We start from the raw sequence: 15,778 nt of genomic DNA, 5'->3' as shown, positions 1-15,778 counted from the left end.
CCGGCACGTCCGCGAAGGTGGTCCAGGAGGGCCGCCGATAACGACAGGAGTTGACGATGGGGCTGAGCACCTCCCTCAATACGGCGATCGGCGGGCTCAACGCCACCCAGGTCGGCATCGGCGTCGTCTCGCAGAACGTCGCCAATGCCGGAACGGCCGGCTATGTCCGGCGCGTCGTCTCGAACACCGACAGCCTGTCGGGGCTGACCATCGGCGTGCAGAGCACGCAGGTGCAGCGCCTGCTGGACACGATCGTCCAAAGCCAGCTCTGGCAGGAATCGGCGGGGTCCGGATACACCTCCACCCGCGCGGGCGCGCTCTCCAATCTCGACCAGCTCTACGGCGCGCCGGGCAGCTCGACGGCGCTCGATACGATCTACAACAACTTCACCAGCGCCCTACAGGGCCTGCAGAACGATCCGTCGTCCTACAGCCTGCGCTCGCAGGTGCTCGACGCCGCCAACACGCTGGCGAAGCGGCTCAACGGGCTGTCCGATGGCGTGCAGGCCTTGCGCAGCCAGGCCGAGGCCGGCATCGGCGCCTCCGTGACCCGGGTCAACGACCTGCTCGGCGCGCTGACCAAGGTCAATGCCCGCGTCGTCGCCGCCCCGCACGACAACGCGACGGCAGCCCTCAAGGACCAGCGCGACCTGATCCTGTCCGAGCTGTCGCAATATGTCGACATCAAGACGACCGAGGATGCCCGCGGTTCGGTCAGCGTGGTCACCGGCTCGGGCACGCAGCTCTTCGACGGCCAGGCCGCGGTCACCTTCAGCTTCGACCAGCATTCCGATCTCCAGCCCGGCGATCAGTGGAGTTCCGATCCGACGAAGCGCGGCGTCGGCACGATCACGATGAAGGACGCCTCCGGCAACATGTCGGACGCGATCGCCAACAACGTGTTCAGGTCGGGCTCGATCGCCGCCAATATCGAGCTGCGCGACAAGTCGCTGGTACAGGCCCAGGCCCAGCTCGACGAGATCGCCGCCCAGATGTCGAAGGCGCTCTCCGACCGCGAGATCGCGGGCACGCCCGCGACGGCGGGCGCCGCGAGCGGCTTCGACGTCGATATGACCGGCCTCCAGGCGGGCAACGCGATCACGCTCGACTACAAGGTCACGCCCGGCGGGCAGACCCAGCGCTTCACCTTCGTCAGGGTGGATTCCGCGGCTTCGCTGCCGCTGCCCGCCTCGGCGGGCGGCGACGCCAACAACCGCGTCGTCGGCATCGATTTCTCGGGCGGCCCGGCCTCCGTCGCGGCGCAGATCCAGGCGGCGGTCGGGCCCGGCTTCACCGTCTCCAACACCGGCTCGACCCTGCAGATCCTCGACGATGGCGCGGCCGGCACGCGCGACGTGGTCGGGCTGACGGCGCGGCCGACCAATACGGCGCTGTCATCGGCGGGCGGCCCGGCCGAGCTGCCGTTCTTCGTCGACGGCTCGGCCGCCAAGGCCTTCACCGGCTCCTATGACGGCGGCTCGCAGACGGTCGGCTACGCCTCGCGCATCACGGTCAATCCCGGGCTGATCGCGGACCGCTCGCTGCTGACGGTCTACAGCACCAATCCGGCGACGGCGCAGGGCGACGCGACGCGCCCGCAGCTCATGCTCGAGCGCCTGACCAAGAGCCAGCGCGCCATCACCAACGCGACCGGCCTGGACGGCGGCACGTCGACGTCCAGCAGCACGGTCGGCAATCTCGTGCAGCGCGTCATCTCCACGCAGGGGCAGGCCGTCGAGAACGCGAAACGGCTCGACGAGGGCCAGCAGGTCGCGCTGGCCTCGATCCAGAGCCGCTTCCAGCAGACCGCGCAGGTCAATGTCGACCAGGAAATGTCGCAGCTCATCGAGCTCCAGAACGCCTATGCCGCCAATGCCCGCATCATCTCCACGGTCAAGGAGATGATGGACATGCTGATGAGAGTGTGAGGCTGCCATGACCATCAACGCCTACGGCACCGGCGCCTATCGCGCTGCCAGGACCACGGACTTCGTCTCGCAGCGCGCGCAGTTCGACGACCTGCAGCGCCAGCTCGCGACCAAGGAGCGCAGCACCAGCTATGGCGGGCTCGGCGCCGACCGCACCGTCAGCCTGGACCTCAACGCCAAGATCACCACGCTGGATTCCTGGCTGGACGGCATCCAGCTCTCCAATACCAATCTGAAGCTCATGTCGAACGCGGTCAGCAACTTCGCGACGATGACGAGCGAGAGCCGCAACGACATGCGCTCGAACACCTATCTGGCGAGCTCGACCGGCCAGACCGCGCCGCAGGTGCTCGCGCAAGAAAAGTTCAAGCAGACGCTCGACCTGCTCAACACCAACGTCAATGGCCGCTACCTGTTCTCGGGCAAGACGTCCGATGTCGAGCCGGTGGCGGGCTTCGACGAGATCATGAATGGCGACGGTGCCGGCAAGGCCGGGCTGAAGCAGCTTATCGACGAGCGGCGCCAGGCCGATCTGGGCTCCGGCCTCGGCCGGCTGACCGCGGGAGGCGCGGGGACGACCGCGACGATTGCCGAGGAGGCGACGGTCCATCCCTACGGGTTCAAGCTGGCGAGCGCGGCGACGAATTCGGCCGGGATCACGACGACGCTGAACGCCGGCCCGCCCGCCGATCTCTCGATCAATGTCGCCGCTCAGCCGGCGGCCGGCGAGACCGTGACCATCGGCCTCAACCTGCCGGACGGCACGACCACCACGATCAAGCTGACCGCGCGCGCGACCGGCTCGCAGGGCTCGGACACGACCAGCTTCGAGATCGGCGCCGATACCAATGCCACGGCCGCCAATCTCAGGACGGCGATCTCGGCCGCGCTGGGGCAGGAGGCCAAGACCACGCTCTCGGCCGCCTCGTCTCAGGTCGCGGCCCAGGACTTCTTCGCCGGCAGCCCGAGCAACCCGCCCAAGCGCGTGCCGGGCCCGCCCTTCGACACGGCGACGGCGCCGCCGACCAATGCAGGCGCGGCCGCGACCACGGTGATCTGGTATCGCGGCGACGACGGCTCCGATCCGGCGCGCGGCACCTCGACCGTGCAGGTCGACCAAGGGCAGATCGTCGGCACCGGCGCCCGCGCGAACGAGCAGACGTTCCAGGTGGGGCTTGCCCAGTTCGCGATCATGGCGGCTGAGACCTTCCCGGCCGACGATCCCAATTCGCAGCCGCGCTACGAGGCGATGGCGGCGCGGGTCAGCGACAAGCTCGGCTTCGGCGGCACGACGCAGAAGCCGGCCGAGATCATCACCGAGCTCGGCTCGGCCCAGACGGCGCTCGACCGTGCCAAGGATCGCCATCAGAGCACCAAGGACTACCTGACCACGACCTTGTCCGGGGTCCAGAACGTCACCACCGAGGAGGTGGCGACGCAGATCCTCGCCCTGCAGACGCAGCTCCAGGCGAGCTATCAGGTGACCTCGATGCTCTCGAAGCTGACCTTGACGAATTATCTCTGAGCCGCGTCCGGTCCTGCGCTGGGCCCTCGTCGCGCGACAAGACGAAACCGCCGCTTCCGGGTCCGGAAGCGGCGGTTTCGTCAGTTCTGAGGCCGGTCGTGGCCGTGGAGACAGGTGCTCTCAGCGCCCGCGCAGTCCTGCGGCGATGTCGCGGTTGATGTTGACGAGAATGCCGAGGCCCTGCGGCTGCGGGTCGGCTGCGATCTTGAAGGTCTGGTTGAAGATGAAATTCGCCAGGCCGAGGATGTTGGTCTTGATGCCGACCGGCAGCGGATTGTCCTCGGCGATCACCGCCGAGACGAGCAGGGTCCAGAGCCGGCGGTTGTAGGTCAGCGCCTCGTCGAGGTCCTGCTCGCGGGCCTGCCAGTCGTCGGCGACGGCCTGGAGCCGGGTTGCGGCCTTGATCAGCAGAGAGGCTTCGAGTTCGCGGGGTGAAACGACGGATTGGGCCGTCTTGGCAGCGGCGGCGTAGGCGTTAAACCCGTTTTGCATGCTCGATCAGTTCCGCTTCGTAGGCGATCAGTTTCTTGGCGGCCTTGAGAGCTTTGTAGAGGTCGTCGCTTAAGATGCGGTTATTGATCTCATGAACATACGGTAGAGCGCTGGGCGCCGCGTTGATGAAATCGCGCACGAGCTGGAAATAGGTTTCGTGCTCGTGCGTCGGATCCTGGGCGAGATACATCAACTGGATGGCGAAATAGATCTTCTTCGCCGGGCTGTCCGCGGTCGCGGCCGTGAGAATGTCCTTTTCGCGCAGGATCGGGGCGTCGCCCTCGATGAAGAAGCGCGTGCGCTGCTCGTCGTTGCGGATCACCACCTGACCGATGATGATGCGCTCGCGCGGCTTGAGCTCGACCTTGAGAGCCATGTCTGTCCTGCCTTCTGGCCGAGGGGAGAGGGACGAAGCGAACCCGAAGGCGTCAGCCGAACAGGCGCAGCACGCCTTGGTCGGCCTGGTTCGCCAGCGAGAGCGCGGTCTGCGAGAGCTGCTGGCGGGTGTTGAGCGCCAGCAGGCTCGCGCCTTCCTCGTTCGGGTCGGCCAGGACGAGGTTGCCCGCGCCGGTGGTCAGGACGTTGGCCAGCTCCTTGGTGAAGTCCTGCCGGGTCTGGGCGACCGAGAGGTTGGAGCCCAGGGTCGAGGAGAGCGACTTCAGCGAGGTCAGCGCGCCGGTGAGAGCGGCGGTCGCCTTGTCGAGGTCGGCATCGTTCTGGAAGTTGATGAAACCCGCGAGCTGGGTGTTGATGGCCTGGCTGATGCCGAGATTGTCGGCGGTCAGCGTCGAGCCCTGGATGTCGAGCTTGGTCTGGTTCTTGCCGGTCTTCTCGTTGAACTGGATTGAGAGCCGGTCGCCGGCGAGCAGGTTGACGCCGTTGAAGCTCGAATCCTTGGCGAGATCGTCGATCTTGTTGCGCAGGTCGTTGTACTGGTCGATCAGGTTCGAACGCACCGAGGAGGTGATGTTCTGGCCTTTGATCGCGCCGGCTGCGGTGGCATCGGCAGCGAGATAGCCGAAGGCGGTGTTGGCGCTGCCGGTTCCGGCGGCGGTGACGGCCGCGGCGGCCGAGGTTCCGGAACCGATGCCGAACTGGACGTCGTCCGAGCCGTTGCCCTTGACGTTGAGCTGGCCCTTCTCGTCGACGAAGGCGGTCGCGATGCCCGACTTGTTGATCTCGTTGACGACGTCGCGGACCGTGGCGTTGGCCGAGCTGAAAGAGGCCGTATAGGTATTGCTGCCGCTGGTGATCGAGATCGCCAGATTGGTGTCGGTGTTGGCGATGCCGAGATCGCCGGAGCTGGTCGCGGTCGCGGCATCGGCGGCGCCCGCGGTGCCACCGGCGATATCGATGACGTGCTTGTCGAGCGCGATGTCCTTCAGGCTCTTGCTGGTCACCGCGGTTTCCGCCGCGGTCGCCAGCGCCGTTCCGGCCTTGGTCGGGCGGTTCTGGGCTGCGTCGGCCTGGGCCTGCTTGACCGTCGATTGCAGGGACTGGACCAGCTTGGTGATGCCGTCGATGCCCTTGGAGGCGGCCTGGATGGTCTGGATGCCATTCGAGATGCCGTCGAGCAGGCCGGTGAGCTGGCTCGAACGATCGTTCAGCGACAGGGCAGTGAAGTAGTTCACCGGATTGTCGATCGCGGAGTTGACCTTCTTGCCGGTGGCGAGGCGGTTCTGGATGACGCTCTGCTGGGCCGTGGTCTGCTGCAGCGTCAACAGGTTGTTGCGCACTCCGCTGGAAAGGATCGTGTTGGCCATCTTCGGTCCCCTGAACGCGCGACTGCGGCGCGATGCAACCTGATTTCAGGGGCAATCATCACTCGTTAGGGATAACAAAAGGTTAATCACGGCCCGATCCGGTTACTGGGCCGCAACGAAAAAGCGGCGGAGCCGAAGCTCCGCCGCCCTTTGATTTCGCCCCGCGTTCTGCGGGCTGATCCGCTTCTGCGGACCGAAGATCAGAACAGGCGCAGGACGCCCTGGTCGGCCTGGTTCGAGAGCGACAGCGCCGTCTGCGAGAGCTGCTGACGGGTCTGCAGCGCGAGCAGGTTGGCGGCTTCCGCGTTCTGGTCGACATTGACCAGGTTGGAGGCGCCAGTGCTCAGCACATCCGACAGGTCCTTGGTGAAGTCCTGACGGGCCTGTGCAACCGAGAGGTTGGCGCCGAACGTCGACGACAACGACTTCAGCGAGGTCAAGGCACCGGTGAGGGACTTGGTCGCGGCTTCGAGGTCGGCGTCGTTCTGGAAGTTGACCTGGCCGGCGAGCTGGGTGTTGCCAGCCTTGACGATACCGAGGTTGTCGGAGGTGACGTCCGAACCCTGGATGTCGAGCTTGGTCTGGTTCTTGCCGGTCTTTTCGTTGAACTGGATCGAGAGACGGTCGCCCTTCAGCAGGTTGATGCCGTTGAAGCTCGAATCCTTGGCGAGATCGTCGATCTTGTCGCGCAAGTCATTATACTGGTCGATCAGGTTCGAGCGCACCGAGGAGGTGATGCTCTGACCCTTGATCGCGCCGGCGGCGGTCGCGTCAGCTGCCAGGAAGCCGATCGCGGTGTTGTTCGTGCCGGTGCCGGCCGCGGTCGCGGCTGCGGCCGCATCGGCGCCGACGCCGAAGCCGAACTGGACGTCGTCCGAGCCGTTGCCCTTGACGTTGAGCTGGCCCTTCTCGTCAACGAAAGCCGTGGCGATGCCCGACTTGTTGATCTCGTTGACGACATCGCGAACCGTCGCGTTGGCATTGGCGAAGCTCGCCGTATAGGTCGTGCTGCCGGAGGTGATCGAGATCGCTGCCTGGGGCGAAGCGCTCGTGTCGATGCCGAGGTCACCCGAGGAGGTGGCGGTGGCAGCGTCAGCGGTGGTATCGGCGCCGGCGATCTTCTTGTCGAGCGCGATGTCCTTCAGGCTCTTCGAGGTCGCGACCTGCTCCGCCGCGGTGGCAAGAGCCCCGCCGGCCTTGGTCGGGCGGTTCTGGGCCGCGTCCGACTGAGCCTGCTTGATGGTCGACTGCAGGGAGTTCACCAGCTTGGTGATGCCGTCGATGCCCTTGGAGGCGGCCTGGATGGTCTGGATGCCGTTCGACATGCCGTCGAGCAAGCCCGTGAGCTGGCTGGAGCGGTCGTTCAGCGAAGCAGCGGTGAAGTAGTTGACCGGGTTGTCGACTGCGGTGTTGACCTTCTTGCCCGTCGCCAGCCTGTACTGGGAAGCCTGGGCCTGGGCGGTGATCGACTGCAGCGACGAGAGAGCGTTGCGCACGCCCGGGTTGAGAGAAACGGCCATCTGTTTTTACCTTCTGGTATGATGCCTTCTGGCGCCCGGACCGTTCTGGCCAGGACGAGGCGACCTTGAGGCGGCAGCCCGTAACAATCGGTAAATTTCCCGCCGCGAATTGAATGCAAGGCGGGGCTCGTCGGGCGATGGTTAAGCATGCGCTAACCGCCGTCGATCTCCCGACCTGGCGATCATGTGCCGACGTAGAAAAGCCCGCGCGGGGCGCGGGCGTCATGCCGATGATGGTTGGAACGGAAGGGCGGAGCCGTCAGGCCGTCCGCTCGATCCGGTGGCGGGCCTCTTCGGCCTCGCGCGCCCGCTCGCCGAGTTCGCGGGAATAGGCGCGCAGTTTCAGCAAGGTCTCGTCCGGGAGCTGCGAGATCGTCTCGCCGGTCTCGCGATCCTTCTTCTGCAGCACGACGGCGCGGGTCTTCGGATCGATGATGAGCTTGCGCTCGACGCCCTCGTCGATCGTCTTGTCGGCGAGGCGGCTGTTCTGCGCGTTGGCGAAGGCGCGCTGCTCGCCGGCTGCGCGACTGCGGGCGTCACGCTGCTGCGCGCCGACATCGACATGGACGGCGTCGCCGGCCGGGGCGGACTGGACGGTCTTCTCGGGAGGGAGCTCGACGGCGACGCTGCCGGGCCGGGCGATGACGTCGGCGCGTGCGACGACAGGTGCGCCGGCTGGAGCAGCCACCCTCGGGGCATTGCCAAAGTCCATGTCGCACTCCTTCTGGAGCTTTCAACGGCACCGTCGTGCCGCCAGGCGTCGTCGTCGCGGACTGGATGCACCAATCCGATCCTGACGATAATGCCGGAAATGATTGAATCCGGCGTTAGGAAATTAGGTAAATATTGACGGTTGCCGTGGCAGCGGGCCGCCGCCGCCGTTCCCTTGGTCGCCGCCTGGAACGGCGTGATCAACCCATCCGGCCCTAGAGCCGCCGCGATACCACCAGCGGACCGGAATTGGGGCGCGCGAAGACGCCCGCGCCGACCGTGGCGGCCGGTCCGTAGCCATTGGCGCGCATCGGCTTGTTGGCGTCGGCGGCGAGATCGCGGATCACCGATTCCGAGACGGCGCGGGCCGTCGCAAGGACCAGCTGGTTGGTCTCGATGAGATTCTGGAAGGCGTGATGCGCTTCCTTCAGCCGCTTCACCTGATCGGGCGCGAAGCGGGCCAGCGCCACGGCGTTGAGCTTCACCTGCTCGACGCCGCGCATATAGGTGCCGGCGAGCTCGGCCTTGCGCGGCTCGCGTGTCATCGCCTCGGGCAGGCGGCCCACGCGCACGAGCTCGGTCTCCTCGCCGACGAGATGGGCGAGGGCGGACAGCGCATCCAGCACGTTCTCGATCAGCGCCCGGGCGTCGCCGGCGCCCGAAACGCGCGGCCGCTCGTCGAGAATGCGTTCAGCCACCGACATGTCAGGCTCCCTTCGAGGCCTGGGCCTGGAGGCTCAGCATCTCGCGCATGATCTGGTCGGAGACGCCGATGCCGCCGGATTTCTGGATCTGCTTGGCGTATTGCTGAGTGAGCTGCGAGCGCCAGACGTCGCCGCCCGTGCCGTTCTCGCCGAGCGGACCCTCCGCGCCCATGTTGGTGAACATGTGCTGGGTCATCTGCTCGAGGAACATCGTCTCGAAATCATCGGCCTGCTTCTTGGCCTTGGCCTTGGCCGGGTCCAGCGCATTGGCGATGCCATCGACGACCTTGCCGGCGACGCCGAGCGCCAGATTGGCGGCGGGGAGGGCGAGAGCGGCAGTCATCACATCACCTCGATTTCGGCCTGCAGCGCGCCCGCCGACTTGATGGCCTGGAGGATGGAAATCAGGTCGCGCGGGCCGATACCGAGGGCGTTGAGCCCGTCGACGAGCTCGGCCAGCGTCACGCTTTCCTTGACGAGGGCGAGCTTGTTGCCGCCTTCGGTGTCGACCTTGACGCTGGTGCGCGGCGTCACGACCGTCTGTCCGCGCGAGAAGGGCTCGGGCTGCGAGACCTGGGGCTGCTCGCTGATCGTGACGGTGAGGTTGCCCTGCGCCACCGCGACGGTGGAGACGCGCACGTCCTTGCCCATGACGATGATGCCGGAGCGCTCGTCAATGACGACGCGGGCGCCCTGGTCGGGCTCGACGCGCAGCTGCTCGATGTCGGTGAGCAGCTTGATCATGTTGCCCTTGAAGCGGGGCGGGATCTGCAGTGCGACGGTCGAGGGGTCGGTCGGCTCGGCGGAATCGCCGCCGATGAAATCGTTGATCGCGGCGGCGACGCGGCGCGCCGTGGTCAGGTCCGGATTGCGCAGCGAGAGGCGCAGCGTCTGGAGCTTGTTCAGCGCGAAGTCGATCTCGCGCTCGACCACGCCGCCATTGGCGATGCGCCCGACGGTGGGAACGCCGCGGGTGATCTTGCTGGCCTCGCCCTCGGCCGAGAAGCCGGAGATCGCGACCGGCCCCTGCGAGACGGCGTAGACCTCGCCATCGGCGCCGAGCAGTGGCGTCACCAGCAGCGTGCCGCCCTGAAGCGACTTGGAATCGCCCATGGCGGAGACGGTGACGTCGACGCGGGTGCCCTGGGTGGCGAAGGGCGGCAGATTGGCCGTCACCATCACGGCGGCGACGTTGGCGGTGCGCATGTTGGCGCCGCGGGTGTTGACGCCGAGCCGCTCCAGCATCGCCTGCAGCGACTGCTTGGTGAAGGGCGTGTTGTTGAGCGTGTCGCCGGTGCCGTTGAGGCCGACGACGATGCCGTAGCCGAGCAGCTGGTTGGTGCGGACGCCCTCGACCGACGCGAGGTCCTTGATGCGGGAAAGCGCGAAGGCGGGCTGCGCCGGCAGGCTGAGGCCGAGCGCGAGCAGGCCGACCAGCGGCCGCATCAGCGATCTCAGGACAGGCAGGCGAAACATGCGGCTTCCGATGCTCGTGAACGAATCTCGGCTTTGCCTTGCGAGCGCCGTGCCAGATCGCGAAAAATCGAAAAGCCTTGTTTGTCAGCCGTTTGGAGTTTCGGTTCAGTCTGGTGCCAGGAAGATCGGGCGGCCGTTCCTGCCGGGGCGGCAGTTTCTGCCGGGTGATTTACCGGCTGTTAACCGTGCCGGGGCAAGCTTTCGTTAACTGTTGAGTTCACGCATCCGATCGCCGGGAACGAGCTTCCCATTCCGGTTCGATGCTCCAGCGAGGCCGCCATGATCAGGATCGACCAGCGCGCGCCCGTCTCCAACGCCGGCTCGGCCAGTTCCGCGAGGCGCACGGGCGGCGCGTCCTTCACGCTTCCGACATCCGACAGCGAGGCGCCGGCCCGCAGCGCCGGCGTCGCCGCGGCCGGCCCGCTCGACATGCTGCTGGCGGTGCAGGCCGATGAGGATCAGCAGGAGCGCAAGCGCCGCCAGGCCCGGCGCGGCCATGACCTGCTCGACGGGCTCGACCGGCTGAAGGCCGCGCTGCTCGCGGGGCGCGTCCTGCCTTCGGAGTTGGAGCGGATCAGGAACGCGCTGGCGCTCAGGCGCGAAACGACCGACGACCCGCGCCTCGACGAGGTGCTCGCCCATATCGAACTGCGCGCGGCGGTGGAGCTGGCGAAGCTCGGGCGGTAAAGGCGTCGTGCTCGGGCTCGACCCGAGCATCTCGGAAACCAGCGCCCTTTCGGTCATGAGATTCTCGGATCAAGCCCGAGAATGACGCCAGTCAGTGGCTTAGATCCTACCGAATGAACTGGTCGACATACTCCGCGCCGAGGCCGTTCTGGGCGTAGTGCGCCCGGCATTTGTCGATGCGCGTGAAGACGTCGTCATAGCCCAGGCATTTGCCGTCCGGATCGACATAGATCATCGCGCCGTTGACCTGGAACATGGTGATCATCTCCTCGACATCGGGATCGACCACCAGCGTATGCGTCTCGCCCGGCGCCTCGTAGACATAGGAGCCCTCGGTCGCGACCCAGTCATGCTCCAGATAGCGCCACTGGCCCTTCAGCACATAGCCATGCACCGGCAGAGGGTGGCGATGGCGCGAGAGCACGCCGGCGCGGCGGACCTTGAGCAGGTTCATCCAGTAGCCGCGCGAGACGCAGAGGAGCAGAGGGCGGAACCAGACATTGTCGTCGACCGGCACCCAGACGCGCTCATCCGTCGGGATGACGTTCGGGACGATCAGCTCCGGCGGCGATTCCTTGGGCTGAGGATGGCGATAGGGCGTCCAGCGCTCTTCCTGTGTGGCCGTGACCGGCATGGGACTCGTCGAGGTCATGGCGTGTCTCCCCTATTGAGTTCTTGATTCAATGGCCGCTCGAACTGATTCAATGTCGGCGCGCAAGCGGCTGAAATATCTGGTTTTCTAGAGCGTGAGATAACCGCCGTCGACGGGCAGGATCGCGCCGGTGATGAACTGCGCCTCGTCCGAGACGAGAAACGCGATGGCGCCGCCGACATCGCCCGGCTTGCCCCAGCGGCCCATCGGCGTGCGGGCGAGGATCGGGGCCGAGCGGGCCTCGTCCTCGACCAGCGGCCGGGTCAGTTCGGTCTCGATCCAGCCCGGTGCCACGGCATTGACACGGATGCCTTCGGGCGCCCAGGCGGCGGCGAGCGACTTGGTGAGCTGGCCGACGCCGCCCTTCGAGGCTGCATAGCCCGGCGCGAAGGGCGAGCCATGGAAGGTCAGCATCGAGGCGGTGTTGACGATGGCGCCGCCGGGCTTGTCAGGCCCTTTCGCCGCGAGCTTCTCCTTTGCCGCCAGGCTCATCCGCATCGTGCCGGTGAGGTTGACCTCGATGGTCAAGCGGAAGGCGTCGATCTCGAATTCCTTGCCGCCGCGCTGGATCATGCCGGCGCAGTTCACCAGCGCGTCGATCCGTGGGCAGGTCGCGACGATGGCGGCGACCTCGTCGTCGCGGGTGACGTCGAGCCGGGCGTGGCGGATGGCCGGGTGGGCGGGCGGGACCGCAACCTCTTCCACAGTCAGCCCGGTGGCGAGAACCTCGTAGCCGGCCTTGGCCAGGGCGAGGGCGGCGCCGGCGCCGATGCCGCGCGTGCCGCCGGTGACGAGAGCGAATTTGGACGAAGTCGGCTGTGTCATGCGCCGGAGGCTAGAGTGCCGGCCGGCGCCGGGGAAGCGCGCGCGCCGCAAGCCGCCATGAGCCTGCGGCCTGCCTCACCTCATTGCCACCTGTATTTCAGCGAAAGCAGCGCGGTGCCGCGCGTCTCATAGTCGCTGGCGACCAGCGGCAGCTTGCGGGCGAGCGCGAGGTCGAAGGAGGCCTGCCAAGGCAGGTCCGCCGCCTTGGCGAGATCGACCGAGAGCTTGACCTCCGGCGTCAGCGCGGAATGAAAGCCGTCGCCCGCCGCGAAGACATAATTGCCGGCCATGCCGAGCTGGGTCGTCAGCATCAGATGCGGGAAGAGCTGTTGCCGATAGCCGATCGTGGCATCGCCGGTCTGCTCGGGATTGCCGCCGACCGCGCCGCCGCCACCGGTCGAGACGCCCCAGATCACGCCGGGATCGCTGGATGCGGGCCGTGCCCAGCGCCAGTCCAGGCGGGCGTCGCGCGAGGTGCCGGCCCCTCCCGGCGCGTTCAGGCTGGTCGAGAGCGAGAAGGCATCCCGGCCGAGCTTGAAGCCGACGGAACGGTCCTGATCCGCGCCCGTCATGGTCTCGCGCGCGGGGAAGCCCTTGCGGATGATGTCGACCGGGATGGGGGCGCGGGCGCGCAGATGGGCGCCGGACGCAGTGTCGGCGCGGCCGATCGCGGCCAGGGCCGGATTGAAGACGACGGCATCGGAATCCGCGACGACGGGCGCAGCCGCGTCCATCCCATTGGCGTCGGGGTCGAGCAGGGCTCCACGTGGGATCGGGAGCTGCACGGCGGCGTCCGCGCTTGCGTCCTGCGCCCAAACCGGGCTGCAAGACAGCATTCCTGCGAGGAAAAGCGCCGCCGATGCCGGTGCGGCGCTCCACATCATGATGATACGAGACACGTCGTTCGTCCTGTCGCTATGACGAGCGGCAGGACAGGCTAGGCGGCGAAATTGCCGATTTTGCGGCAGTGCAGCATAAACCGCCGGGCGAGACATTGCCCGAAAGCTGCGCTTCCCCCGCCGCCCCGAACCCGCTAGGAAGCGACCAGCCGGAGACCTTGGCCGAAAGCCACGGTTTCGGACGTTCTATCTGGAGAGCACAGGGGTCATCGCATGAGCAAGATCAAGGTCGCCAACCCGGTCGTCGACATGGACGGCGACGAGATGACCCGGATCATCTGGCAGAAGATCAAGGACACGCTGATCTTCCCCTATCTCGATCTCGAACTCGAATATTACGACCTCTCGGTCGAGAACCGCGACGCGACCGACGATCAGGTTACGATCGACGCCGCCAACGCCACCAAGAAGCACGGCGTTGCCGTGAAGTGCGCGACCATCACGCCGGACGAAGCCCGCGTGAAGGAGTTCAACCTGAAGCAGATGTGGAAGTCGCCGAACGGCACGATCCGCAACATCCTCGGCGGCGTGATCTTCCGCGAGCCGATCATCTGCAAGAACGTGCCGCGCCTCGTGCCGGGCTGGACTCAGCCGATCGTCATCGGCCGCCATGCCTATGGCGACCAGTACCGCGCGACCGACTTCAAGTTCCCGGGCAAGGGCACGCTCTCGATCAAGTTCGTCGGCGAGGACGGCCAGGTGATCGAGAAGGAGGTCTTCAAGGCCCCCGACGCTGGCGTCGCCATGGCGATGTACAACCTCGACGACTCGATCCGCGACTTCGCGCGGGCCTCGCTGAATTACGGCCTGATGCGCAAGTACCCGGTCTATCTGTCGACCAAGAACACCATCCTCAAGACCTATGACGGCCGCTTCAAGGACATCTTCCAGGAGATCTACGAGAAGGAGTTCAAGGCCGAATTCGACAAGCTCGGCATCACCTACGAGCACCGCCTGATCGACGACATGGTGGCGTCGGCGATGAAGTGGTCGGGTGGCTATGTCTGGGCCTGCAAGAACTATGACGGCGACGTGCAGTCCGACACCGTGGCGCAGGGCTTCGGTTCGCTGGGCCTGATGACCTCGGTGCTGATGACGCCGGACGGCAAGACCGTCGAGGCCGAGGCCGCCCACGGTACGGTGACCCGCCACTATCGCGAGCACCAGAAGGGCAGGGAGACCTCGACCAACTCGATCGCCTCGATCTTCGCCTGGACGCGTGGCCTCGCTCATCGCGCCAAGCTCGACAACAATGCCGAGCTCGCTAAGTTCGCTGCGCTGCTCGAGAAGGTCACGGTCGATACGGTCGAGTCCGGCGACATGACCAAGGACCTCGCCCTGCTGGTCGGCCCCGACCAGAAGTTCCTCTCGACGACCGGCTTCCTCGAGAAGGTCAGCGAGAACATGAAGAAGGCGATGGCCGCCTGATCTCGGGCCCTATCGCAGCAAGCCATGCAGAGCCCGGCCGAAAGGCCGGGCTTTTTTCTGCACGGGAAGGCGAAGCGCGAGGTGGCCCTGAGGCTTCCCGGGTGGGGAGCGGGCGCTCATCGTGAACAGGATCGGGGCGCCTTTTCACCGAAAGCCGATACCGATGATCACATGAAGCCCGGATTGCGCGGCAGGTATCGCGTCCAAGTTCCATAACCGTGCGATGCCATCAGCAGCATCGGGAAGGTGATGCGCATGCCACGACTGACCGCGAGGCTCAGGGCGCTTTCGCATGTTCCGGGCAGGAACGCCGATATGTTCTCGCAGGATCGATCGGCCGCCATCTTCAATGCGGACGCAAAGGCGTCACCGAGAGCGTCGGCCTCCCTGACCGCGAGAGGTCCGATATGCCCGCTGGAACTGACATAGCAGTAGCCGACGCAATCGCTGCCGGAGCAGAGCAAGACCCCTGTGGCAGCCGGGTCATTGAGCAGGTAGCGGTGATGCTTCTCTCGCGTGAAGCCGATCGCGCGGGAGTCGATTTCAGCCAGTTTTTCCATCGTCGCGGCATTGTCGTCGATCGGGATGCTATCGAATGGAGGCTCCCGCAATCCCTCCATCACCCGCTCTCGCGCCGCGCGGAACAAATAGATCGGCATCTTTGGAAAAAGCCCATGCCGGATGTAGAGGCCCTGCGAGACCCTGTTGAAGGTGAAAGTGATCAGGGCCTTGTGAGCCACGTCCGATTTCCGGGCATGTTCCAAGCTGCGTTTCAATAATTCATTCCCGATGCCACGACCCTGTTGGGCGGGATCGACGAATAGCTGGGCAAGAAACCACACATTCCCGCACACCCAACTCCAGACAAAACCGAGGATGTCATCGCCATCCTCCGCGATCCATAGGCCGTCAGGGTCGTCCCTGAGGGAGAACAGCTGAAAATTGGGCGCGCTTGGGGTCGCCATCAGACCGAAGCCATGGCGCGTGGTCAGATCGTTGATGCTGGCAACAACGAGGGCGTCTGCCGTCGCCAAATCCTGCGCTCGGGCGGGCCTGTAGACGAGTGACATCGGACAACTCCGTCAGAGCTATTCAAACAGGTCTTGGCATCGCGTGTCCGGCTAGCAGGGCCAACAATATCGCGTCGCGTTGCCGTCCGGTTGGGAAA

16 protein-coding genes are annotated in these 15,778 nt (G+C 66.0%); 4 read left to right on the top strand and 12 right to left on the bottom strand.

Going from position 1 to position 15,778, the window contains the following annotated elements:
* Positions 1 to 56: 56 nt before the first annotated feature.
* Complete coding sequence (gene flgK / locus GY40_RS03435; protein WP_038358675.1) at positions 57 to 1,928, top strand: flagellar hook-associated protein FlgK; 1,872 nt, start codon at positions 57 to 59, stop codon at positions 1,926 to 1,928.
* A 7-nt stretch (positions 1,929 to 1,935) separates the two neighbouring features.
* Complete coding sequence (locus tag GY40_RS03430; protein ID WP_051987474.1) at positions 1,936 to 3,453, top strand: flagellin; 1,518 nt, start codon at positions 1,936 to 1,938, stop codon at positions 3,451 to 3,453.
* Between the two features lie 120 nt (positions 3,454 to 3,573).
* Here the strand turns inward: GY40_RS03430 and flaF are convergent, their stop codons facing one another.
* The 8 genes from flaF to GY40_RS03390 form a co-directional block, all read right to left on the bottom strand.
* Complete coding sequence (gene flaF / locus GY40_RS03425) at positions 3,574 to 3,945, bottom strand: flagellar biosynthesis regulator FlaF (RefSeq protein ID WP_038358674.1); 372 nt, start codon at positions 3,943 to 3,945, stop codon at positions 3,574 to 3,576.
* On the bottom strand, positions 3,929 to 4,321 hold the full coding sequence (gene flbT / locus GY40_RS03420; RefSeq protein ID WP_038358673.1) for a flagellar biosynthesis repressor FlbT: 393 nt from the start codon (positions 4,319 to 4,321) through the stop codon (positions 3,929 to 3,931). Before flbT ends, flaF begins: the two co-directional genes overlap by 17 nt.
* Positions 4,322 to 4,373: 52 nt before the next feature.
* Entirely contained in the window at positions 4,374 to 5,708 is a 1,335-nt protein-coding gene (locus GY40_RS03415) for a flagellin N-terminal helical domain-containing protein (protein WP_038358672.1), read from the bottom strand.
* A gap of 200 nt (positions 5,709 to 5,908) precedes the next feature.
* A complete protein-coding gene (locus tag GY40_RS03410) occupies positions 5,909 to 7,228 on the bottom strand; it encodes a flagellin N-terminal helical domain-containing protein (RefSeq protein ID WP_038358671.1) in 1,320 nt (439 codons plus the stop codon).
* 259 nt (positions 7,229 to 7,487) lie between these two features.
* Positions 7,488 to 7,940, bottom strand: coding sequence for a FlaG family protein (locus GY40_RS26405; RefSeq protein WP_051987473.1), 453 nt, complete (start codon positions 7,938 to 7,940; stop codon positions 7,488 to 7,490).
* Positions 7,941 to 8,154: 214 nt separating this feature from the next.
* Positions 8,155 to 8,643: a hypothetical protein gene (locus tag GY40_RS03400; RefSeq protein ID WP_038358670.1), complete on the bottom strand. Its 489-nt coding sequence runs from the start codon at positions 8,641 to 8,643 to the stop codon at positions 8,155 to 8,157.
* Position 8,644: 1 nt separating this feature from the next.
* Positions 8,645 to 8,986 (bottom strand): rod-binding protein, encoded by a 342-nt coding sequence (locus tag GY40_RS03395; RefSeq protein ID WP_038358668.1) that lies wholly within the window; start codon positions 8,984 to 8,986, stop codon positions 8,645 to 8,647.
* On the bottom strand, positions 8,986 to 10,089 hold the full coding sequence (locus tag GY40_RS03390) for a flagellar basal body P-ring protein FlgI (RefSeq protein WP_038359957.1): 1,104 nt from the start codon (positions 10,087 to 10,089) through the stop codon (positions 8,986 to 8,988). The genes GY40_RS03395 and GY40_RS03390 overlap by 1 nt, the downstream gene beginning before the upstream one ends.
* A 312-nt stretch (positions 10,090 to 10,401) precedes the next feature.
* Between GY40_RS03390 and GY40_RS03385 the strand changes: the two genes are divergently transcribed.
* A complete protein-coding gene (locus GY40_RS03385; RefSeq protein WP_038359955.1) occupies positions 10,402 to 10,806 on the top strand; it encodes a flagellar assembly protein FliX in 405 nt (134 codons plus the stop codon).
* Positions 10,807 to 10,912: 106 nt separating this feature from the next.
* Here the strand turns inward: GY40_RS03385 and GY40_RS03380 are convergent, their stop codons facing one another.
* The 3 genes from GY40_RS03380 to GY40_RS26400 all read right to left on the bottom strand — a co-directional run bounded on the left by GY40_RS03380 (position 10,913) and on the right by GY40_RS26400 (position 13,068).
* Positions 10,913 to 11,458, bottom strand: a complete 546-nt coding sequence (locus tag GY40_RS03380) for a 2,4'-dihydroxyacetophenone dioxygenase family protein (protein WP_038358667.1) — start codon at positions 11,456 to 11,458, stop codon at positions 10,913 to 10,915.
* 87 nt (positions 11,459 to 11,545) lie between these two features.
* On the bottom strand, positions 11,546 to 12,283 hold the full coding sequence (locus tag GY40_RS03375; RefSeq protein ID WP_038358666.1) for an SDR family NAD(P)-dependent oxidoreductase: 738 nt from the start codon (positions 12,281 to 12,283) through the stop codon (positions 11,546 to 11,548).
* Positions 12,284 to 12,363: 80 nt separating this feature from the next.
* Positions 12,364 to 13,068: a hypothetical protein gene (locus GY40_RS26400; protein ID WP_156115853.1), complete on the bottom strand. Its 705-nt coding sequence runs from the start codon at positions 13,066 to 13,068 to the stop codon at positions 12,364 to 12,366.
* A 327-nt stretch (positions 13,069 to 13,395) separates the two neighbouring features.
* Between GY40_RS26400 and GY40_RS03360 the strand changes: the two genes are divergently transcribed.
* Positions 13,396 to 14,610 carry an NADP-dependent isocitrate dehydrogenase gene (locus tag GY40_RS03360; protein WP_038358662.1) on the top strand — a complete coding sequence of 405 codons (1,215 nt, stop codon included), beginning with the start codon at positions 13,396 to 13,398 and terminating at the stop codon, positions 14,608 to 14,610.
* Positions 14,611 to 14,777: 167 nt separating this feature from the next.
* On the opposite strand, the gene GY40_RS03355 is transcribed toward GY40_RS03360, so the two are convergent.
* The gene (locus tag GY40_RS03355; RefSeq protein WP_038358660.1) at positions 14,778 to 15,680 is read right to left on the bottom strand and encodes a GNAT family N-acetyltransferase; all 903 of its coding nucleotides are present in this window, start codon (positions 15,678 to 15,680) and stop codon (positions 14,778 to 14,780) included.
* Positions 15,681 to 15,778: the final 98 nt, after the last annotated feature.

Source organism: Allobosea sp. UNC402CLCol, from assembly GCF_000745475.1.
Lineage (GTDB): Bacteria > Pseudomonadota > Alphaproteobacteria > Rhizobiales > Beijerinckiaceae > Allobosea > Allobosea spartocytisi.
Note: the sequence above shows the minus strand (reverse complement) of the source record. Positions and strands in the feature narration are given on the sequence as shown.